At 71.1% G+C, this 20,356-nt stretch carries 20 protein-coding genes; 9 read left to right on the plus strand and 11 right to left on the minus strand.

Annotated features, from left to right (window positions below):
- Window positions 1–56 precede the first annotated feature (56 nt).
- Complete coding sequence (locus INP57_RS08870; protein ID WP_200069619.1) at window positions 57–2,360, plus strand: molybdopterin cofactor-binding domain-containing protein; 2,304 nt, start codon at window positions 57–59, stop codon at window positions 2,358–2,360.
- A gap of 9 nt (window positions 2,361–2,369) precedes the next feature.
- A complete protein-coding gene (locus INP57_RS08875; protein ID WP_200069620.1) occupies window positions 2,370–2,846 on the plus strand; it encodes a (2Fe-2S)-binding protein in 477 nt (158 codons plus the stop codon).
- 85 nt (window positions 2,847–2,931) lie between these two features.
- Here INP57_RS08875 and hrpB read toward each other — a convergent pair whose 3' ends face one another.
- Together hrpB and INP57_RS08885 are read right to left on the minus strand one after the other, a co-directional pair.
- Window positions 2,932–5,364: an ATP-dependent helicase HrpB gene (hrpB, locus tag INP57_RS08880; protein ID WP_200069621.1), complete on the minus strand. Its 2,433-nt coding sequence runs from the start codon at window positions 5,362–5,364 to the stop codon at window positions 2,932–2,934.
- Between the two features lie 39 nt (window positions 5,365–5,403).
- On the minus strand, window positions 5,404–6,324 hold the full coding sequence (locus INP57_RS08885) for an NsdA family TPR-like regulatory protein (RefSeq protein ID WP_200069622.1): 921 nt from the start codon (window positions 6,322–6,324) through the stop codon (window positions 5,404–5,406).
- 112 nt (window positions 6,325–6,436) lie between these two features.
- On the opposite strand from INP57_RS08885, the gene INP57_RS08890 reads away from it, so the two are divergent.
- On the plus strand, window positions 6,437–7,135 hold the full coding sequence (locus INP57_RS08890; RefSeq protein WP_200069623.1) for a dienelactone hydrolase family protein: 699 nt from the start codon (window positions 6,437–6,439) through the stop codon (window positions 7,133–7,135).
- A 75-nt stretch (window positions 7,136–7,210) separates the two neighbouring features.
- Here INP57_RS08890 and INP57_RS08895 read toward each other — a convergent pair whose 3' ends face one another.
- Together INP57_RS08895 and INP57_RS08900 are read right to left on the minus strand one after the other, a co-directional pair.
- Window positions 7,211–7,528, minus strand: coding sequence for a hypothetical protein (locus INP57_RS08895; RefSeq protein ID WP_200069624.1), 318 nt, complete (start codon window positions 7,526–7,528; stop codon window positions 7,211–7,213).
- Entirely contained in the window at window positions 7,525–7,959 is a 435-nt protein-coding gene (locus tag INP57_RS08900; protein WP_200069625.1) for a hypothetical protein, read from the minus strand. Before INP57_RS08900 ends, INP57_RS08895 begins: the two co-directional genes overlap by 4 nt.
- A gap of 160 nt (window positions 7,960–8,119) precedes the next feature.
- Between INP57_RS08900 and INP57_RS08905 the strand changes: the two genes are divergently transcribed.
- Both INP57_RS08905 and INP57_RS08910 read left to right on the plus strand, forming a co-directional pair.
- Complete coding sequence (locus INP57_RS08905; RefSeq protein ID WP_200069626.1) at window positions 8,120–8,758, plus strand: TetR/AcrR family transcriptional regulator C-terminal domain-containing protein; 639 nt, start codon at window positions 8,120–8,122, stop codon at window positions 8,756–8,758.
- Between the two features lie 107 nt (window positions 8,759–8,865).
- Complete coding sequence (locus tag INP57_RS08910) at window positions 8,866–9,084, plus strand: hypothetical protein (protein ID WP_200069627.1); 219 nt, start codon at window positions 8,866–8,868, stop codon at window positions 9,082–9,084.
- A gap of 87 nt (window positions 9,085–9,171) precedes the next feature.
- Here the strand turns inward: INP57_RS08910 and gnd are convergent, their stop codons facing one another.
- A complete protein-coding gene (gnd, locus tag INP57_RS08915; RefSeq protein ID WP_200069628.1) occupies window positions 9,172–10,608 on the minus strand; it encodes an NADP-dependent phosphogluconate dehydrogenase in 1,437 nt (478 codons plus the stop codon).
- A 150-nt stretch (window positions 10,609–10,758) separates the two neighbouring features.
- A complete protein-coding gene (locus tag INP57_RS08920) occupies window positions 10,759–11,946 on the minus strand; it encodes a dipeptidase (protein WP_200069629.1) in 1,188 nt (395 codons plus the stop codon).
- Between the two features lie 752 nt (window positions 11,947–12,698).
- Here INP57_RS08920 and INP57_RS08925 point away from each other — a divergent pair.
- The 4 genes from INP57_RS08925 to INP57_RS08940 all read left to right on the plus strand — a co-directional run bounded on the left by INP57_RS08925 (window position 12,699) and on the right by INP57_RS08940 (window position 15,717).
- Window positions 12,699–13,559 (plus strand): isocitrate lyase/PEP mutase family protein, encoded by an 861-nt coding sequence (locus INP57_RS08925; RefSeq protein ID WP_200069630.1) that lies wholly within the window; start codon window positions 12,699–12,701, stop codon window positions 13,557–13,559.
- A gap of 125 nt (window positions 13,560–13,684) precedes the next feature.
- Entirely contained in the window at window positions 13,685–14,686 is a 1,002-nt protein-coding gene (locus tag INP57_RS08930; RefSeq protein WP_200069631.1) for a bile acid:sodium symporter family protein, read from the plus strand.
- 53 nt (window positions 14,687–14,739) lie between these two features.
- Window positions 14,740–14,970 carry a hypothetical protein gene (locus tag INP57_RS08935; RefSeq protein WP_200069632.1) on the plus strand — a complete coding sequence of 77 codons (231 nt, stop codon included), beginning with the start codon at window positions 14,740–14,742 and terminating at the stop codon, window positions 14,968–14,970.
- Between the two features lie 240 nt (window positions 14,971–15,210).
- Window positions 15,211–15,717: a mycothiol transferase gene (locus INP57_RS08940; protein WP_200069633.1), complete on the plus strand. Its 507-nt coding sequence runs from the start codon at window positions 15,211–15,213 to the stop codon at window positions 15,715–15,717.
- A gap of 132 nt (window positions 15,718–15,849) precedes the next feature.
- On the opposite strand, the gene INP57_RS08945 is transcribed toward INP57_RS08940, so the two are convergent.
- From INP57_RS08945 to INP57_RS08965, 5 genes are all read right to left on the minus strand, one after another.
- Window positions 15,850–16,659: an SAM-dependent methyltransferase gene (locus INP57_RS08945; protein ID WP_200069634.1), complete on the minus strand. Its 810-nt coding sequence runs from the start codon at window positions 16,657–16,659 to the stop codon at window positions 15,850–15,852.
- Window positions 16,660–16,733: 74 nt separating this feature from the next.
- Window positions 16,734–17,186 (minus strand): acyl-CoA thioesterase, encoded by a 453-nt coding sequence (locus tag INP57_RS08950; protein ID WP_200069635.1) that lies wholly within the window; start codon window positions 17,184–17,186, stop codon window positions 16,734–16,736.
- 183 nt (window positions 17,187–17,369) lie between these two features.
- Window positions 17,370–17,939, minus strand: a complete 570-nt coding sequence (locus INP57_RS30285; protein WP_200069636.1) for a TetR/AcrR family transcriptional regulator — start codon at window positions 17,937–17,939, stop codon at window positions 17,370–17,372.
- Window positions 17,940–18,108: 169 nt separating this feature from the next.
- A complete protein-coding gene (locus INP57_RS08960) occupies window positions 18,109–18,825 on the minus strand; it encodes a Clp protease N-terminal domain-containing protein (protein ID WP_200069637.1) in 717 nt (238 codons plus the stop codon).
- Window positions 18,826–18,963: 138 nt separating this feature from the next.
- On the minus strand, window positions 18,964–20,304 hold the full coding sequence (locus INP57_RS08965) for a cytochrome P450 (RefSeq protein WP_200069638.1): 1,341 nt from the start codon (window positions 20,302–20,304) through the stop codon (window positions 18,964–18,966).
- Window positions 20,305–20,356 lie beyond the last annotated feature (52 nt).

Genomic DNA, 20,356 nt, shown 5'->3' on the forward strand with positions numbered 1-20,356 from the left:
GATCGTCGTCGCGGTGCGACGCCTGCGAGCTGCCTCGCCGGCGAAGGGAGTCCCCGATGAGCAACGATCTTCCGCCCGAGCCGGAGCCCGGCGGGCACGTCGTCGGCAGGCGGCGGTTCCTCGGATACCTGCTGGCGGCGCCGACGCTGGTCGCGGCCGCCGAACTCGGCGGCGCCGGCACCGCCGACGCGCAGCTGCCGTCACCGGCGCTCGCGGAGATCTTCGACGCGAACGACCTGATGACCGTGGCGGCGGCGCCGACCTCGCACCTGATCACGGTCGAGGTCGGCGAGGACGGCACGGTCTCGTTCGCGCTGCCGCGGGCGGAAGTCGGCCAGGGCATCACCACTTCGACGAGCATGCTGATCGCCGAAGAGCTGCGCGTGCCGGTCGAGCGGGTTCGCGTCACGCTCGCCGATGCCCGCCCTGAGCTGGTGTTCAACCAGCTCACCGGCGGTTCCAACACGACAATCGCGACCTATCGGCCGATCCGGGTCGCCGCCGCGCTGGCCCGCGAGCGGCTGCTGGCGGTCGCGGCGGCCGAATTCGGTGCCGCAGCGCAAGATCTGACGTTGCGCGACGGAATGATCACGGCCGCCTCGGGCGCCGCCGCGGACATCGGCGCCTTCGCGGAAAAGGCCGCGAGCACCCGGGACCGGCAGGTCGCGGTCGAACTCGGCCCGCGCGAGCAGCACACCGTCATCGGCACCCCGCACAACCGCGTCGACGGGCTCGCGGCTGTGACCGGGCGCAAGAAGTTCGCCATGGACCTCGACGTCCCGGGGGCCATGCCCGCGATGGTCTGCCGGCCGCCCACGATCAACGGGTCGGTCGCGGCCGCGTCCAACCTGGCCGAAGTCCGCAACATGCCCGGAGTGACCGATGTCGCGGTCATCTCCACCGGAGTCGCGGTGCGGGCGGAGACCTTCGGGCAGTGCATCGACGCCGTGCGCGCGCTCGAAGTGGCCTGGAAACCCGGTACCGCGGAAGGGAAATCCGACGACAGCGTGCTGGCGGAGCTGCGAGCCGCCGAGGCACCGCTCGGCCCACCACCGCTGGCGTCCACAGTGGAGGCGGAATTCACGTTCCAGTTCCGCAGCAACAGCGCGCTGGAACCGAACTGCGCGGTCGCCGACGTGCGCCGGGACCGGGCCGAGATCTGGTCCTGCCTGAAATCCCCGATCGTGGCCCAGCAGACCATCGCCGCCGACCTCGGCCTGCCCGTCGGCGCGGTGCGGGTGCACGTCACCGAGGGCGGCGGCTCCTTCGGGCGCAAGCTGTTCTTCGACGCCGCGCGGGAGGCCGCCGAGACCTCCCGGGCGGTGGGCAAACCGGTCAAGCTGATGTGGCACCGCGCCGACGACTCCCGGCAGGGCCGCACCCACCCGATGGCGATCTCTCGGGTGCGCCTGGCCCACTCCGGGCGCAGCGTGCTCGGGTACGAGCAGCGGCACACCAGCGTTTCGACCGACTGGAGCCACGGGTTGGGCGAGATCATCACCGCGATGGTGGGCAAGCTTCCGGTCGGAGACATCGGCTTTTCCGAAACGATGTTCCAGCTCAGCGTCTCGATGCCCTACGAGTTCGGGGCGAGCAGCCAGTTGCTGTGCGAGACCGACAAGGGCTTCAACACCGGCAGCATGCGCAACGTCTACTCACCGGACGTCACCTGCGCCCGCGAGCTCGTCGTCGACCGGCTCGCGGCGAAACTGGGCGAAGATCCTTACCGGTTCCGGCACGACTTCGTCCAGGACGACCGTTCCCGCGCGGTGCTGGCCAAGGCCGCCGAACTCGGGGACTGGGGTCGGCCGATGCCCGCGGGCACCGCGCAGGGGATCGCCTTCCACGCCGAGTACCGCGGGGTCACCGCGGCGCTGGTGGAGATCGATTGCCGTCCCGGCACCGTCGACCGGCCGATCCGCGACGGCGTGGCCGGACCGCGCGTCACCCGGGTCGTCTTCGCCGTCGACGCGGGCCTGGTGATCAATCCGCGCGGGCTCGAGGCGCAGATGATGGGCGGCATCATGGACGGCATCGCGCTGGCGCTGACTTCCAGCCTGCACCTGCGCGATGGCCACTTCCTCGAAGCCAGCTGGGACAACTACTTCTACACCCGGCAGTGGAACGTGCCGTTCGACCTGCACGTCGAGATCATGCCGGACACCACCGGAGAACCGGGCGGGGCGGGCGAACTCGGCGTGGCAGCGGCGATGTCCGCGGTCGCCTGCGCCTACGGCCGCGCCACCGGCACGCAGCCCACCCGCTTCCCGATCAACCACGACACGCTTTCGTTCACCCCCAAACCCGCGGTGCCACCCGTTCCCGAGTCGCCGACGGACGGGCTGGAGCACGCACGCTGAGGAGCGTCCTTGCCTGAACACACTTTTCGCCTCAACGGCGAGCAGGTCACCGTCACCACCGCAGATGACGTGCGGTTGCTCTGGGTACTGCGCGATCTGCTCGGCGTGCACGGGCCGAAGTACGGCTGCGGCATCAACGTCTGCAAGGCGTGCACGAGCCACGTCAACGGCAAGGCCGTGAACCCCTGCGCGATCCCCGTCGGCGAGCTCTCGCCCACCGACGAGGTCACCACCATCGAAGGACTTCCGGCCACAGTGGACGCCGAGTTGCACCCGATGCAGGAAGCCTGGCTGGAGCAGGACGTCGTGCAGTGCGGCTACTGCCAGCCCGGCCAGATCATGGCCGCCGTGGCCCTGGTGCGCCGGGTCGCCGCGGAGGGCCGTGAGATCACCGACTCGGACATCGACGGCATCCGCAACATCTGCCGCTGCGGCACCTACTTCCGGATCCGGCAGGCGATCAGAGCGGGTGCCAGCGAGATGTGAACGCATGTCTTGGAACCGAGCTCGGGGTTTTCCAAGCGGCGCAAGCCGCTTCCGGCGGCTACGCAACCCGCACCGCCGCGGGTGCTCATCGGCGATTCTTGGTGCGGCCCGTCGGGGCGGCGGTCGTGGGGTCATCCGGCCACGGGTGCTTCGGGTAGCGGCCGCGCAACTCGGCGCGGACCTGCGGGTAGCCGTTGGCCCAGAACGATTCGAGGTCGGAGGTGACCGCGGCGGGCCGCCCGGCCGGGGAAAGCAGCTGCAGCACCAGCGCAACGCGCCCGTCGGCGAGTTCCGGCACCCGGCGCCAGCCGAAGACCTCCTGCAACTTCACCGGCAGCGCAGGTGCGTCGCCGGAGTAGTCGATGCGGACCTGCGAACCGGACGGCACTTCGACGGTGTCCGGAGCCAGTTCGTCGAACCGCGCGGCCTGCGACCACGGGACGAGCCTGCGCAGCCCGGCGGCCGCGGAGATGCGTTCGAGGTCCGCGCGCTTGCCCGCACGGGACAGTTCGGGCTCCAGCCAGTGGTCCACTTCGGACAGCAGTGCCGCATCGTCGACCGCGGGCCAAGGATCGCCGATCGCGATGTGCAGGAAAGCCAGCCGGTCGCGCAACCGCTCGGCGTCCTTGGTCCAGTGCAGCAGCCCGAGACCGGCCGTGCGCAACCCGTCGAGCAGGGCCGACCGCACCTGCGCGGGGTCGGGATCGCGCAGTGGACGGCTCTGCAGCGTGATCGCACCGAGCGTTTCCTCTTGCACCGCGCGAACATCGCCGTCGGCCCACTCGACGGTCCGCCGATCCTTCAGCAGCGGTGCGCCGACCCGCCGGGCCAGTTCTTCATCGGCCGGAGCCGCCAAGCGGACCGTGCCGTGCGCGTGGCCGGGCGTGCGATCGGCGACCGCGACCGCGAGCCATTCGCAGTGCCGCAGTGCCGCGGGCGCTTCGACGGCGGTTCCGGAGGCCATCAGGTACACCGGCGAGTCCGCGGACCTGCGGCGGGCGAGCCGTTCCGGATGCGCGAGCGCGACCACCTCGGCGAGGTCCTGCCCGCCCGGCTCCCCGTGCACCAGCCGGCTGAGCCTGCGGGCTTCCCGCCGCCACCGCTCGGATCCCGGACCACCGCGCCGCAATCGCGCCAGCGCACTGTCCACATCGGTCTCCGTGGTGACCGAGTCGTCATCGAGCAGCGCGACGACCTCACCGGCGGCGCCGGCACCGACCCGTTCGCTGCCGTCGAGCAGGGCGCGCGCCAGCCTCGGGTGCAGCCCGAGCCCGGCCATCCGGTTCCCCCGCGCGGTCACCGCGCCGGATTCGTCCAGCACCCCGAGTTCGCGCAGCACTTCGCGCCCGGCCGCGAGCGCTCCTGCGGGCGGCTCGTCCCACCAGCTCAGCGCGGCACCGTCGGGCGTTCCCCAGCACGCCAGTTCCAGCGCGAGCCTGCTCAGCTCCGCGGTGCGGATCTCCGGTTCGCCGAAGGCGGGCAGCGTGCTGTGCTCGTGCTCCGGCCAGCAGCGGTAAGCGACGCCGGGCCCTTGCCGTCCGGCCCGTCCGGCGCGCTGCTCGGCACCCGCGGCCGACACCCGCACGGTGACCAATCCGGACAGTCCGCGGCGCGGGTCGGCCCGGGATTGCCGGGACAGCCCGGAATCCACCACGGCGCGCACACCCGGCACGGTCAAGCTCGACTCCGCGACCGCGGTCGCCAGCACGACACGCCGCCGCTGCCCTTCCCGCAACGCGGCGTCCTGCGCATCGCGCGCGAGCCGCCCGTGCAGCGGCATGACGTCCACATCGGACAAATTTGCCAACGCAGTTCGCACCCGGCGGATCTCCCCGGCGCCGGGCAGAAAGGCCAGCACGTCGCCGTCCTGCTCGTCCAGCGCCTTGCGCACCGCGCGCGCAACGCACGTCTCGATCCGCTCACCGCGGTTCGGCGGAACGTGCCGGTGCTCGACCGGGTAGATCCGCCCCTGCGCACGCAGCATCGGGGCGCCGCCGAGCAGTTCGGCCACCTGGTTCGCCGCGAGGGTCGCCGAGGTCGCCAGCACCCGCAGGTCCGGCCGCAGTCCCTCCCGCGCGTCCAGCAGCAACGCCAGCAGCAGGTCCGCGTCCAGCTGCCGCTCGTGGCACTCGTCCAGCACCACAACGTCCACTGCGGACAGTTCCGGGTCCGCCTGCAACCGCCGCACCAGCAGTCCGGAGGTCACGACTTCGACCACGGTGTCCGCACCCGCTTTGCGCTCCCCGCGCACCGAATACCCGACGCGGCCGCCCACTTCCTCGTCCAGCAGCGCGGCCATCCGCCCGGCCGCGGCCCTGGCCGCCAGCCGCCGCGGCTCGGCCACCACCACGCGCAGCCCGCGCTCGGCCAGCGCCAACGGGACCAGCGTGGTCTTCCCGGTGCCGGGCGGAGCCACCAGCACGGCCGTGCCGTGCTCGTCCAGCGCACCGGTGAGGTCGCCGAGCACGTCCAGCACCGGCAGCCCGGTGGACGCGGCGGCGGTGTGGAAGTCGGTCATCGCACCACATCCTGCCACCGCGCGTCCCCGGCTCGGCGCTCAGCTCAGCCGCCGCCGGATGTGCTCCAGCGCATCGGACAACGTGGACGGACACCTGCGCCCGGCACCGCGGGCGAGCGCGTGCCGCAGCCGATGCTCGGTGCGGGCCGAGTACATCCGCTCCAGCATCGGCACGATCGCGACGGCGACCCGCTCGGCCTCGGCGATGTCGCCCGCCGCCAACGCCGCATCCAGCAACGCGGCCCGGTGGATGTACAGCGCCCACCGGTAGCCGTCGTCGCGGGCCGCCTCGACCGCCGCGCCCAGCAGCGGCAACGCCTCGGCGTGCCGGCCCAGCGAGACGCGCAGGCTGCCCGCGTGCCCGACGAGTTCGCGCTCGTCGAACCACCAGGACCACGCCGGATCCCGGCTGCTCAGGCCGTCCGAGAACATCGCCCCGGCACGCTCGAAAGCTCGCAGCGCACCGGGTTCGTTGCCCGCATGGCCCAGCACGCGCGCTTGCCGCAACCGGAACAACGCCCGCACCCGCCTCGGCACGCGCGGGTCCTCGGCGAAGTGGCGGGAGATCCGCAGCGCTTCGCCGTAATGACCGGAACCGGTGCAGACCAGTGCCTCGTTGGACAGCACGAACCACGTCATCGCGGTGTCCCCGGCCGCCCGCGCGAGCAGCAGCGCCTCGGCGTTGATCCGCCGCGCCTGCGTCAGCCGCAGACCGTCGAAGAGCATCCAACCGGCCAGTTCGCCCATTTCCGCGGTCACGGCTTGCAGATCCCGACGCACCGCGCGCACATACCGCCCGGTGCGCAGAACCTGTTGTGCGGCGCGGAAACTTTGCAACACCGACGGCGCGACCGCACCCGAGCCCAACTGCGCGTCCAACCGCGCGAACCGGCCGATCGCGGCGTGCAGCGCCTCGACGGAATCGGCATCCGCCGACGCTGCCGCACCAGGTTCCCGCACGGGTCCGATGATGACCGGCGCGCACCGGCGCGTCCACGCTCCGCAGGGCGTTCGTACCCGGGGTTCGCCCGCCCGGGTGCCGAGTCGCGCGGCCAAGTGATGGAATGCGGGCATGGCTGACAATCCGCTGCAGAACGTGACCTTTCCCAGCAACGGCAACACCGCGCACGGCTACCTGACGTTGCCGGAGTCCGGTAGCGGTCCCGGTGTCGTGGTGATCCAGGAGTGGTGGGGGCTGACCGACCACATCGCCGACGTGTGCAACCGGCTCGCCAACGAGGGCTTCGTCGCCCTCGCGCCGGACCTCTACGGCGGCAGCACCACGCACGACGCCGACGAGGCCGGCCGGCTGATGCAGGAGCTGCCGGTGGATCGCGCGGCCCGCGACCTCGGCGGCGCGGTGGACTACCTGCTCGGGCACGAGGCCGTCACCAGCAAGCAGGTCGGCGCCGTCGGCTTCTGCATGGGCGGTGGGTTCGTGCTGGTGCTCGCCGCGCAGCAGGGCGACAAGGTCGGCGCCGCGGTGCCGTTCTACGGCGTGCTCGGCGAGGAATACCCGGGCTTCGAGAACCTCACCGCTCCCCTGCTGGGCCACTTCGGCGAGCAGGACTCGATGGCGCCGCCGGAGTCCGTCGAGCAGCTGGCGGACCGGATCGAGCGCGAAGCGGGCGAACGCCCGGACTTCCGCATCTACCCGGCCGGGCACGCCTTCTTCAACGACTCGAACGCGCTCGGCACCTACGACGCGACGCAGGCGGCCAAGGCGTGGGGCTCCACGCTGGAATTCCTCCGGGCGAAGCTGGAGCGCTGAGCCCTCGGCGGCGTTCGCCCTCGGCGGCGTCGCTGTGGACGGATCGCTCACCAGCGGCGATCCGTCCACAGCGCGTCAGCTTTCGAAGATCTCGGCCAGGAAGTCGCTCGTCGCGGGCTCGTACGGCAGGAGTTGTCCAGCCTCGTCGACCCCGCAGCGGCCGAGGTGCGCCTGCCTGCTCGTCTCGGTGTCGGGCACCACGTCCAGCGCGACGGTGTCGCCGAGGACCGCATCCGGAGACTCGAGGCCGGCTTCCCCGCCGGTTCTGACGATCTTGGAATCCGCCGCTACGTCGGGGTCCTCGAGCGCACTGCGGGCCATCTCGTCGTGGAAGTAAGCCGCGCGAAGCCAGGCGTACTGACGCGCCGCGTCGAGCTGTCGTTGCGTGATCACAGGCAATTCCAGACGAAGAGGAGTTCCGCGTTGTCGACCGCTTCCCTGCACAGCGGCTGCAACTCGGCGAGCCAGTCCCGCACGGATTCTGGCGAGGCGCCCGCGAGCTCCGGCAGCCCAGCCCAGTCCTGCGCGAGCGGCGTGAGCTGGTCGGCGCCGACCGCGGGCAGCAGCGTGACGATCCGGCTGCTCACCGGCGTGACGACCGGCGCGGCGTAGAGATCGGGTTCCTGATCGGGGGTCTGGGCGGCGTGCCCGATGGCTTCGCCGAGGTCGGTTTCGGACAGCAGCACGTCGAGCGCCGCGAGCGCGACCGGATCCAGGCCACGGGCCCGCAGCGTCCTGAACCCGTATCGCTGCGGGTCCGGGAACCCGGCTTGCCGATATGCGGGAATCGCGTCCGGATCCGCCGCGAAAACGTCTGTGATCATCACAATCCAGCTGGTTCGTGCCTGGTCGCGCCGAACCGTACCGGGCGCGCTCACGACTTCACCCGCGCCCTGCCGGGCCAGGAGCGCCGGGCGGGAACCCCGTAGGCTGAGCCGATGAGCCCCTTCAGGTTGAGCCGATGAGCCCCCTTAGGTTGATCTGATGAGCGCAGACGCCACGCCGCGGCCCGAGCGGCCGCGCCTGGAACCGGCCGCGGTGGTCACCGAAGCCGTCCGGCTGCTCGACGAGCAGGGGTTCGACGCGGTGTCCATGCGCGCGGTCGCCGACCGGCTCGGGGTGCGGATGAACACCGTGCTCTGGCACATCAAGAGCAAGGCGCGGCTGCGCGAGCTGATGGCCGACGCGCTGATCGGCGAGGTCTCGCTGACCGACCTGCCGCAGGACTGGGAACCGCGGGTCCGCGAGCTGTTCCACCGCTACCGGCGCGCCCTGCTGGCCCACCGGGACGGTGCCGCCGTGGTCACCGGTACCTACGCGCCGGACCCGCACACGCTGCGGTTCGCCGACGAGCTCAGCGGCACGCTGCTGGGCGCCGGGCTCGGGCGGCGGGAGACCTCGTGGGCGGTGTGGACGCTGGTGTACTACACGCTCGGGCTGGTGCAGGAGGAGCAGGCGCTGCCGGGCGCGCGCCGGAGCGGGCTGCACGAGGCGGTCACCGAACGCGACCTGCCGGGCCTGCACCGGATCTTGGACGAGCTGGACGTGCTGGACTTCGACGAGCGGTTCGACTTCGGCCTCACACTGCTGCTGACCTCGCTGCGGCAGCGCGCGGAGGTTTGAGCCGCCCCGGCCGTCGGCAAGCCTGCGGACGGAGTCCCGGACCGACCGGCAGGCCACCCGGCCGTCGGCAGGCCCGCGGATGAAGTCCCGGATTGGTCGGAAACACGATGTCCGCACGGCATGAACAGCCCGAACCACAGGAGCGAGCCGACCCGCCGATCGGCCACGGCAACGAGGACGAGGGCTACGACGAAGGCTCGGGCGACCGGATCACCCCGGACACGCCCATCGGCGACGAAGACGACCGGTGGCGCCCGGAGCCCGGCGAGCAGCCGCACCCCCGCCACCTGCCCGCCGACATCCCCCCGGACGCCCCGGAGGAATGATCGGGGGTCGTGGTACTAACACGTCTTCGCCTCGCTGTTCGCCAGGAGCGGTGCGGCGGTTCGCGACACCGCCGCACCGCGGTCGTCTCAGGCGGTTTCTTCGGTGCGGTCGGCGTCCCAGCGGGTGTGGTAGGTGCCGTCGGCGTCGACGCGGCGGTAGGTGTGCGCGCCGAAGTAGTCGCGCTGCGCCTGCGTCAGCGCAGCGGGCAGCCGTGCGGCGCGCAGCGAGTCGTAGTACGCCAGCGCGGCGGAGAAACCGGGTGTCGGGATGCCGAGGTCGGCCGCGGTCCGCACCACGCGCCGCCAAGCGTCCTGGGCGTCGGCCAGCTCGCGGGAGAACTCCGCGTCCGCCAGCAGCGTCGGCAGCGCCGGGTCCGCGCTGTAGGCGTTGCGGATCCGGTCCAGGAACGCCGCGCGGATGATGCAGCCGCCGCGCCAGATCGTGGCCATCGCACCGAGGTCGATGTCCCAGCCGTACTCCCGGCTGCCCACCGAGATCATGTTCCAGCCCTGCGCGTAGGAGACGACCTTGGAGGCGTACAGCGCCTGCTCCACGTCCGCGGCCAGCCGCTCGGCGTCCTCAGTGGACAGCGCGGAGGCCGTTGGCCCGGCCAGTCCTTGCGCCGCCTCGCGCAGGTCCGCGTGCCCGGACAGGCTGCGCGCGAACACCGCCTCGGCGATCCCGGAGACCGGCACGCCCAGCTCCAGCGCGGTCTGCACGGTCCAGCGGCCGGTGCCCTTCTGCTCGGCCTGGTCCAGGATCACGTCGACGAACGGCTCGCCGGTGGCGCCGTCGGTGTGCGTGAGCACCTCGGCGGTGATCTCCACCAGGTAGGACGCCAGGCGGCCCTGGTTCCAGTCGCGGAACACCTCGGCGATCTGCGCCGGTTCCAGCCCGCCCGCGCGGCGCAGCAGGTCGTAGGACTCGCCGATCAGCTGCATGTCGGCGTACTCGATGCCGTTGTGCACCATCTTCACGAAGTGCCCGGCACCACCCGGCCCGACGTGCGTGCAACAGGGCGTGCCGTCCACGTGCGCGCTGATGCGCTCCAGCATCGGCCCGAGCGATTCGTACGCCTCCGCGGAGCCGCCGGGCATGATCGACGGACCGTGCAGCGCGCCTTCCTCGCCGCCGGAGATGCCGGTGCCGACGTAGTGCAGCCCGCGGGCGCGCAGCGCCTCGTCGCGGCGGCGGGTGTCCTCGAAGTGCGCGTTGCCGCCGTCGATGAGCACGTCGCCTTCTTCCAGCAGCGGCGCGAGCTCGTCGATCACGGCGTCGGTGGGGTCGCCCGCCTTGACCATGATGACCACCCGGCGCGGGCGTTCCAGCGCGGCGACGAGCTCCGCGGCGGACTCGGCGGGGGCGAACTCGCCCTCCTCGCCGAACCGGTCCATGAACTCGCGGGTGCGGCTGGGCGTGCGGTTGTGCACCGCCACGGTGTAGCCGTTGCGCGCGAAGTTGCGGGCCAGGTTACGGCCCATCACCGCCAGGCCGGTGACGCCCACTTGCGCCAGCTTCGACATGAAAACCTCTTTCGGCGTCCGGTTGACTCACCCTGCCCAACCAGGCCGTCCGCGGCGGTGTTCCCGAGTTGGGGCATCCAGGCGGGCGGGGTGCTCAAGTCCACAGGACCGCAAGTCCACAGTGCCGCGGCCGCGGCGGCAAACGCGGGATCAGCCGTCCAGCGACTCGATCGTGGCGACCGAAGGCGGCTGCGCACGCAGCTCGGCAGCGGTCCGCTCCGCCGCGTCGAGCACGCGGATCACGTTGCGGTGCGCCAACTTCGCCAGGTCGTCGTCCGACCACCCGCGGTCCAGGAGTTCGGCGAACAGCCGCGGGTAACCCGCCACGTCCGGCATGTCGTCCGGGGTGGTCTGCACCCCGTCGTAATCGCCGCCGATGCCGAGGTGGTCGATCCCCGCGACCTCCCGCATGTGGTCGAGGTGGTCGGCCACGGTGGCGGCGGTGACTTCCGGGCGCGGGTGCGCTGCCTCGTAGTCGGCGCGGAACCGCCGCTCGGCATCCGGGTCACCGGCGGGCCCGCGTGCTGCGAGTTCGGCCTCGTAGCGCTGGAACCACTCCCTGGTCGGCTGCGAGATGAACGACGGCACGAACGTCGCCATCGCGACCCCGCCGTTGGCGGGCAGCTCGGCCAGCACATCGTCCGGGATGTTGCGCGGGTGGTCGCAGACCGCGCGGGACGACGAGTGCGAGAACAGCACCGGCGCGCGGGTCGTGCGCAGCGCGTGGCGCATCGTGTCGGCCGAGACGTGCGAGAGGTCGACCAGCATCCCGAGCCGGTTCATCTCCCGCACCACCTCTTCGCCGAAGCGGGTCAGCCCGTGCGCGGCCGGTTCGTCGGTGGCCGAGTCCGCCCAGGGCACGTTGTCGTTGTGGGTCAGCGTCAGGTAGCGCACGCCCAGCGCGTGCAAGGACCGCAGCGTCGCCAGCGAAGAGGCGATGCAGTGGCCGCCTTCGGCACCCATGAGCGAGGCGATGCGGCCGCGGGCCATCGCGGCGCGCACTTCTTCCGCGGTGCCTGCCAGCTCCAGCTGCTCCGGATGGCGCGCGGCAAGGCGCAGCACGCAGTCGATCTGCTCCAGGGTGGCCGCGACCGCCCGGTCGCCTTGCAGGGCGGTTTGCACGTAGACGGACCAGAACTGGCCGCCGACGCCGCCCGCGCGCAGCCGCGCCAGGTCGGTGTGCAGGTGCTGCGACTGGTCTTGATCGATGTCCAGCCGAGCGAGGTCGTAGGCGTCGTGTTCGCGCAGCGCCCACGGCAGGTCGTTGTGCCCGTCGAGTACCGGGTGCCGATCGAGCAGCGCACGGGCGCGCGCTGCTGATCCTCGCTCGTCGGGCATCGCTACCTCACGCTTCCTTCGCCACGATCACGACGTCGTGCTGTCTACCCCGCGGGCCGCCGGGGTTCAACAGGTCGTGCGCAGTGCGGCCGCCGCAGCTCGCCGTCCCGTGCGGCTTTTCGGGCGACTCGAACCCCCTCTATGCATTGCGGCAACGGCATGTGATCACGCTCAGCGATCAGCCGGGCGGACCAAGATCACCGCAAAGTTGATCTTTTCCAGCGCAACGACTGTCGCCCACCACGGCGCACCGTCGCCGTACGAGTTCGGCGCGCAGCGGCCGAGCCGCTGGTCGGAATTGCGCCACCCGCCGAACGTGAAAGTTTTTCCTCGGAATCAAGAATGGATATTCGTTCCTGGCGAATTCAAAAAGTTGCACCGTCGGCCGGATTAATCACGCAGTGTGCTTCGCCATCGAGTACCGAGCTGCACCCGACTGTGGGTTTGTAGGCGTCCGGTTTGTGGCATAAAGTCGTGGTCGAGCCAGGACGGAAACTCGCCTGCCGGCACCCCGCCTTCCGAAACCCGCCTTCCGGGACCAGCCTTCCGACACCCCGCAAGGTGAACCTCGCACGGCACCGGCGCCGCGTTCGCCGGTTCCATTCGACCGCCGGGTTCCGGACCTCGTTCCGAGACCGCGGCCGCGAAGACCGGAAGGCGCGCACCGCGTTTCCGGCCGGGCTCGGCCAAATCCGCGCACCGGTCGCGAAATCTTGCCGCGCGCACCGGAAAACTCCCGAGGAGGAACACACGTGCATTACGGAACCGCACTCCGCGACGAGGTCGCCGGTTCGGAGATAACACCCCTGATCGGCGTTTACGACATGTTCTCGGCGTCCATCTCGGCCCAGCACTATTCCGGGATGTTCATTTCCGGGTTCGGCTTCGCCGCCTCGCACTACGGCCTGCCGGACATCGGTTTCATCGCCTGGCCGGACATCGTGGCGTTCGTGCAGCGGCTGCGGCTGGCGTTCCCCCGCCAGCACCTGCTGGTCGACATCGACGACGGCTACGTCGACCCGGAGGTCGCCTGCCACGTGGTCGAGCAGCTGGAGATGATCGGCGCCTCCGGCGTCATCCTGGAGGACCAGAAGCGGCCGCGGCGCTGCGGGCACGTGGACGGCAAGCAGGTGCTGCCGCTGGAGGACTACCTGGAGAAGCTGGAGCTGGTGCTGGCCACCCGCAAGGACCTGGTGGTCGTGGCGCGCACCGACGCCACCGAGGAGCCGGAGATCCTGCGCCGGGCCGCGGCGCTGGCCGAAACCGACGCGGACGTGCTGCTGGTGGACGGGGTGCGCAGCGTCGACTGGATCCGCAAGGTCCGCAAGGTGATCGGCGACAAGCCGCTGCTGTTCAACCAGATCGCCGGCGGCAAATCGCCGCGCATCTCGCTGCCGGAATTGCAGGAACTCGGCGTGAACGTCGCCATCTACAGCACGCCGTGCCTGTTCGCGGCGCAGACCGCGATCCAGGACGCGCTGCACGAACTGCGCGCCAACGACGGCAGGCTGCCGGAGATCTCCGAACGCAGCGTGGGCGTGGCGGACTCGCTGGCGCTGCTGGAGAGCAACATCAGCCGGCACCACGTCAAACCGGTGGAAATGCCGGTCTGATCCCGCGCCGGAGCGGAAAGCGAACCATCGAGCGGGTCCGCTGCCCGGTGGAAATCGAACCGTTCCGCCGCTCGTGCAAACATCCGCATTCGGCGGAAAACGACGTCGTGGAGTTGCCGGAAATGATGTCCCGAATGGCGGCCCGGCTGAAGCCGGACCCCTATGTGCTGGCGCTGCTGCTCACCGCCGCAGTGGCCGCGATCCTGCCCGCCCGCGGCGGATATGCGATCGGGCTGGACCACGCGGTGACGGTGGCGATCGGCCTGCTGTTCTTCCTGTACGGCGCACGGCTGCCCGGCGGGGCCGCCTGGGAGGGAATCCGGCACTGGCGGCTGCACGGCGTCATTCTGCTGAGCACGTTCGTGCTGTTCCCGCTGCTGGGCCTGGCCTGCGCGGTGCTGGTGCCCGCCGTGCTGCCGCAACCGCTCTACCTCGGGTTGCTGTTCCTGTGCGTGCTGCCCTCGACGGTGCAGTCGTCGATCACGTTCACCTCGATCGCGGGCGGCAACGTTGCCGCGGCGATCTGCGCGGCCAGCTTCTCGAACCTGCTGGGCGTGCTGGTGACCCCGTTGCTGGCCGGCTGGCTGGTCTCGCGCACCACCGGCGGGTTCCCGCTGGACGCGCTGCCGGAGATCGTGTTGCTGCTGCTGGTGCCGTTCCTGCTCGGGCAGGCGTTGCGCCGGTGGGTCGGCGAGTGGGTGCGGCGGCACGGCAAGGTGCTCGGCCGGATGGACCGGTGCGTGATCCTGGGCGTGGTCTACACGGCGTTCAGCGAAGGCACCGTCGGCGGCATCTGGCACCAGCTCACGCCGGTGCGGCTGCTACTGCTCCTGGTGGTCAGCGCGGTGCTGCTGGCGATCGTGCTCGCCGTGACCGGCCTGCTGGGCCGCTGGTTCGGGTTCAGCAGGCCGGACCTTATCGCGCTGGTGTTCTGCGGCTCGAAGAAGAGCCTGGCCAGCGGCCTGCCGATGGCCTCGGTGCTGTTCGCCGGACCCGGCGCGGGGCTGCTGGTGCTGCCGCTGATGCTCTACCACCAGCTGCAGCTGATCGCCTGCGCCTGGCTGGCCCGCAGATTCGCCGCAACGACGCCCGAAGCGGAGCCTGACGTGGCACCGGCAAGTCGTTGAAGAACCCTCGAATCCCTTGCCCCATCGGAAAAATCTCCTGGAAAGGAACTCCCGTGCGCCTCTTGCGCCAACTCGCCGCCTGCGCGGCACTCGCCGGAACCCTGCTGATCGCGCCGATCGGAGTGGCCCACGCCGGGCCGAGCAGCGACGGGCACAGCCACGCGGCGGGCCCGAGCGCGTTGAACCTCAGCAACAACGGCGACAGCCTGCTGGAGATCGACCGGACGCTGAACTTCAACTTCGGCGGCCCCGGCGCCACCGCAGGCAGCGACCACGATAATTGAGGGTCTCGGGGCGGTTTGCGTAGCGGTGCCGGTAGCGGAACCTCAGCGGCTCCGCCGCTGACAAGACGAGGACGAAACCGTGACCGTCGTCGTGACATGCCTCGGAAACGGGTCGCAGAGTGGTGCCGGGCAATGCGGTGCCGGTCCTGCGCACGGGCTCGTGGGCTGCCTGCCGCACCGGCTCGGTCGTACGGTTACCGGATGCGCATGGGCGCATCGAACCGACCGGAAAGGACCGACATGACCAGCGCTGACGTGCTCATCGACGGCTACGACCGGATCCGCGATGCGGTGCTGGAGGCCGTCGAGGGCCTCACCGAGCAGGATCTGGCGTTCCGCGTCGACGCGCAGGCGAACTCGATCGCCTGGCTGGTGTGGCACCTGACCCGAGTGCAGGACGATCACCTCGCGGGCGTGAGCGGGACCGATCAGGTGTGGCTGGCGCGCGGTTTCCGGGACCGCTTCGGATTGCCCTTCGACGAGGCCGACATCGGCTACGGGCACAGCTCCGACCAGGTCGCGGCCGTGCGCGCGCCCGCGAACCTGCTGACCGAGTACCACGACGCGGTGCACCGGCAGACCACCGACTCGGTGCGCAAGCTGACCGACGAGGACCTCGACGAGGTGATCGACCGCGGCTGGACCCCGCCGGTGACCCGCGGCGTCCGGCTGGTCAGCGTGCTGGCGGACGGTCTGCAGCACGCCGGGCAAGCGGCGTTCGTACGCGGCATCGTCGAACGCCGCTGACGCCGGTCGGCATCGCCGCGGCGGTGCCGACCGGCCACCGCCGCGGCAGCCGCCGGTCTCGTTTCACCGCGGCGTCGGCTCGTTCACGTCAGCCGCTTTCGCCACCTGTGCAACCCGAGCTCGACGGCACGCCTAGATCTCGGCGACTCCGGCCAGGTAGGCCACCTGTGCCGGCTCGGCTTCCTGATCACCGTCCGGGTGCCATTGCGACGGCGTCACCAAACCCGGCGGGACCAGGTCGAACCCTTCCAGCAGCGCGGAGATCTGCGCGGGCGAACGCCAGAAGCTCGGCGGGTTCGCGTTGCGGTAGAGCTCGGCGACCCGGCCGGCGACCTCCGGCGGCACCGACTCCGGGGTGACGTGCGACAGCGCGAGGAAGCTGCCGGGCACCAGCGGTTCGGTGTAGCGGCGGACGACCTCGCGGGCCACGTCGTCGTCTTCGACGAAGTTCAGCACCGAGACCATCAGCACCGCGATCGGGCGGTCGAAGTCCAGCAGCTGCGTCACCCCGTCCGCGGTCAGCACCCGGTCGATGTCGCGCAGGTCCGCCTCGGTCACCGTGGTCCGCTCGACGTTGCGCAGCAGATGCCTGCCGTGCGCGACCGCGACGGGTTCGTTGTCCACGTAGGCGACCCTGGCGCGCGGGTCGAGCCAGCGCGCGACCTCGTGCACGTTGCCGACGGTCGGCACTCCGGAGCCGAGGTCGAGGAACTGCTCGACGCCCTGTTGCACGCAGAACCGCACCGCTCTGGCCAGGAACGACCGGTTCGCGCGGATGGAGGTGACCGCGTCCGGCATCGCCGCGATCACCTGCCGGGCCGCATCCCGGTCCGATTCGAAATTCGTCGACCCGCCCAGGTAGTAGTCGTACATGCGGGCCGAGTTGGGCCGTCGCACGTCGATCTCGGACAGATCTTCGGGCTGCACCTCGAGCCACGTCATCGGCTCAACCTCCTCGCACCGCCGCACCACGAAGTTAGCGGGTGAACACGCTCGGCGACCACCACCGGGGCGGTTCAGTTCGCGGCGAAGCGCGCCAAGTCCTGCAGTGCGGCCACGATCGTCTCCGGCACGCTCGTGGGCTTGCGGGTCTCGCGGTCGACGTAGACGTGCACGAACCGGCCGACCGAGGCCGGTTCGGCGGCACCGTCGCCGAAGACCGCCAGCCGGTAGGTGACGCTGGAGCTGCCCAGTCGTTCCAGCCCGAGACCGACCTCGATCCCGGCGGGAAAGCTCAATTCGGACAGGTAGCGGCACCCGGTTTCCACGACCAGCCCGATCGCGGGCAGCTCGCGGATGTCCGAGCCGGTGGCGCGCATCAGCCAGCCGTTGACCGCGGTGTCGAACCACGAGTAGTGCACGACGTTGTTGATGTGCCCGTAGACGTCGTTGTCCTCCCACCGCGTCGTGATCGGCCACAGCACGGTGAAGTCCGCACGTTCCGGGAACGGCTCGGCAAAGCTCGACATGCCGATAGATCCTATGTCTCCGGTGCTCCGCACCCGCGCGCACGGCGCACTCCCGCGAGCTGGGTGCGCCCGGGTTGTCGTTGTCCTGTCAGCGGCGGCGCCGCTGAGCGGGTGACCATCTACGACAACGGACCACCGGCGGGGTGCCGCTACCCGGACACCTCCGCAAAACGAGGTCCGATCTCATCGGGGTGGTTCGGCGACGCGTTGGGCGGCTGTCACCGCGGCCCGCCGGATGGTGTCCGGGTCGCGCCCGCCGACCTTGCCCACCGCCAGCGCGGACAGCGCCATCGAGCGGGCGATGCCCAGCAGCACCACGAGCAGGTCGGCGGCGTGCCACGACGGGTCGATGTGCCCGGTCGCTTGGCCGCTGCGGATCTCGTCGATCTTCGGGCGCAGCCCGCTGAACCGGATGTCGTCGCGGGTGAGGTCCACCGGTTGGTCCAGGTCCAGCCACGCCTGCAGCCGGGCGCTCTGCGGGTCGTGCAAGTAGTGGTCGAACAACCGGCCCACGTAGCCGGGGACGTCGTCGCCGCGCAGCGCGGTGCGTTCGGAGGTTTCGGCGACCCATCGGCTGGCGACCTCCGCGAACAGCTCCTCCTTGCTGGGGAAGTAGGCGTAGAGCCGGTCCTTGCTGGCGCGGGCGCCGGCGGCGATGCGGTTGATCCGCGCGCCCGCGACGCCGTGGCGGGCGAATTCCTCCTTGGCCGCGGCGAGGATCCGCTCGCGGGTGGCTTGGCCTGCTGCGCGCACCGGATCAGCCTACCTTGCCGAACCGGCTGGTTCGGGGATGCTGACGCCGGACCAACTGGCTCGGTGAGCGGCTCGGCGCCGGTGGCGCGCCGAGCTGTCGCGGCGCTGGGCAGCGCGGGAGCTTCGGCCGTGGCCGGGCTCGGCGCCCGGGAGACCACGGACCTGGTGATCACTTCTGCTGCAGGGCCGCGGCGATCGACTCCTGCGCCTGCGCCTTGCCCACTCCGAGCCCGGACAGCACGCCGGAACCGTCCTCCAGATCCAGCAGTGCGAGCAGGATGTGCTCGGTGCCGACGAAGTCGTGCCCCATCCGCAGCGATTGCCGGAAGGTGAGCTCCAAGGCCTTCTTCGCGCCGGAGTCGAACGGGATCAGCGGCGGCACGTCCTCGACCGGGTCCGGCAGCACGGCAGCAGCGGCGCTGCGCACGTCCTCGGCGGTGACCTGCTGCGCGGTCAGGGCCGTGACCGCCACGCCCTCGGGCTCGCTCAGCAGCGCCAGCACCAGGTGCGCGGTCCGGATCTCGGGATTACCGGCCGCGCGGGCCTCTTCCTGCGAGGCGACGACGACGTTGCGCGCCCGCGGGGTGAAGCGGCTGAAGCCCTGCGCCGGGTCGAGGTCGGAGACGCCGCCGGGATCCTTCGGCAGGAAGCGCTTCTGCGCGGCCTGCTTGGTCACGCCCATGCTTCCGCCGATGTCCGTCCAGGAGGCGCCGGAGCTGCGGGCCTGATCGACGAAGTGCCCGATCAGGTGGTCGCTGATCTCGCCGAGGTGCTCGGCGGCCAGCACCGCGTCGGAGAGCTGGTCGAGGACGTCGGAGCGGTTCTTCTTGATCGCGTCGATCAGGTCGTCGAGCCGGATCGACTGCGTTGCGGATTCGTTCGGCATGCGTCAACCATAAGTTGACGACGTTGGTTCGTCAACGCTGAGTTGACGACCGCCCTGCGGTGCCGCGCGGAGCGCGAACCGTGCCCGCCGACCACATCGCACCCAACCGTCCACAATGCTCGGACGGCGAATTCGCGGTCACCGCGCCGAAACGGCGAAGCGCACCGCGAACGGATTCAACGCGGCAGGCAGCGCCTCCGGACGCAGCGCGGGCGCGCTCAACCGGAAATCGTGCCGCCGCAACAACTTCCCGAGCACGGTGCTCGCCGTGAACAGCACCAGCTCCCGTCCCGGGCAAGTGCCCGGCCCGCCGCTAAACGGGAACAGCGACCAGTCCTGCTCGGCGCGGCCGTCCAGCCACGCCTGCGGATCGAACCGGTCGGCCTGCGGCAGCACCTCGTCATCGCGGTGGAAGAACGAGCTGAGGATCAGGGTGGCGGTACCGGCGGGCAGCGTGCCCGCGTCCCACTCGGTTTCGGTCGTGCTGTCCCGCAACACCACCGCCGTCGTCGGCCACAGCCGCACCGACTCCAGCACGCTCGCGCGAGTCAGCGGCAGGTCCTGCGGCCGGGCGAGATCCCGATCCGTCAGCTCGGCGCGCACCCGACCGGCCTGGTCCGGGTGCGCGGCCAGCAACGCGAGCGCGCGGTAGGTGGCCATGCCCGCCGGGTCGGAGGCGAACAGCCACTGCGGGACCTGCTCGACCGGAGCGGTCGCGGCGCTGGACGGGGCGGCGGCGACCAGCTCCGCCAAGCTGCCCGGCTCGGCCGCGTCCAGGTACTCCTGCAACCGCCGCGTGAACCGTTCGCGCAAGTCGCCGCGTTTCGGCCGCAGGTAGGCCCAGTTCGCGTCGTAGCGCAGCTCGGTGAGCAGCGCGGTCAGCTCCCGATCGTCCCGCGCGGCGTCGCCGAGCACGATCCGCCGGATCGCGCGCCGCCACGCCTGGGCGAAATCGTTCCACACCAGCGAATTCCGCGATTCCGCGGTGCGCAACAGCTCGTCCGCCTCCTCGCCCGCCTTGCCGACGAGCCGGTCGGCCATCCGGTGCACCTGGTTGCCGGTGTCGAGCACGTCCTCGTTGAACCGCCGCCGGTCGGCGCGGTTCGCCCCGTGCGAGACCAGCACGCCGCGCGGCTGGAAGTGGTTCAGCGCACCGCGCTTTTCCACGTTGGCCAGCGCGAACGGCTCGGGTGATCCTTCCAGGACGCGATGCACGTGCGCCGGTGAGAGCACCAGCGCCACCGAGCGGAACGGCACTCGCAGCCGCAGCGGACCCGGCCCGTAGCGGCGCCGGAATTCCTGCAGCAGCCGCACGGAACGCCGGTCCGTGCCGAGCCTGCCCGCCAGTTCGACCATGCGCGGGCGGCGGGCGATCACGCCTTGGGCCAGCATCGGGGCGATGGCGATCGCCGCGGCCCGCAGGGTGTCCGGGGTCGAGGCGCGGGGCAGGGACTTCGCGCCGGTGCTCGTCGCGGTCATCACGCTCCAAAGCGAGGGGTCGCTGCGCCGCGGGTTACCCGTTGAGGCCGGT

Source organism: Saccharopolyspora galaxeae (assembly GCF_016526145.1).
Lineage (GTDB): Bacteria > Actinomycetota > Actinomycetes > Mycobacteriales > Pseudonocardiaceae > Saccharopolyspora_C > Saccharopolyspora_C galaxeae.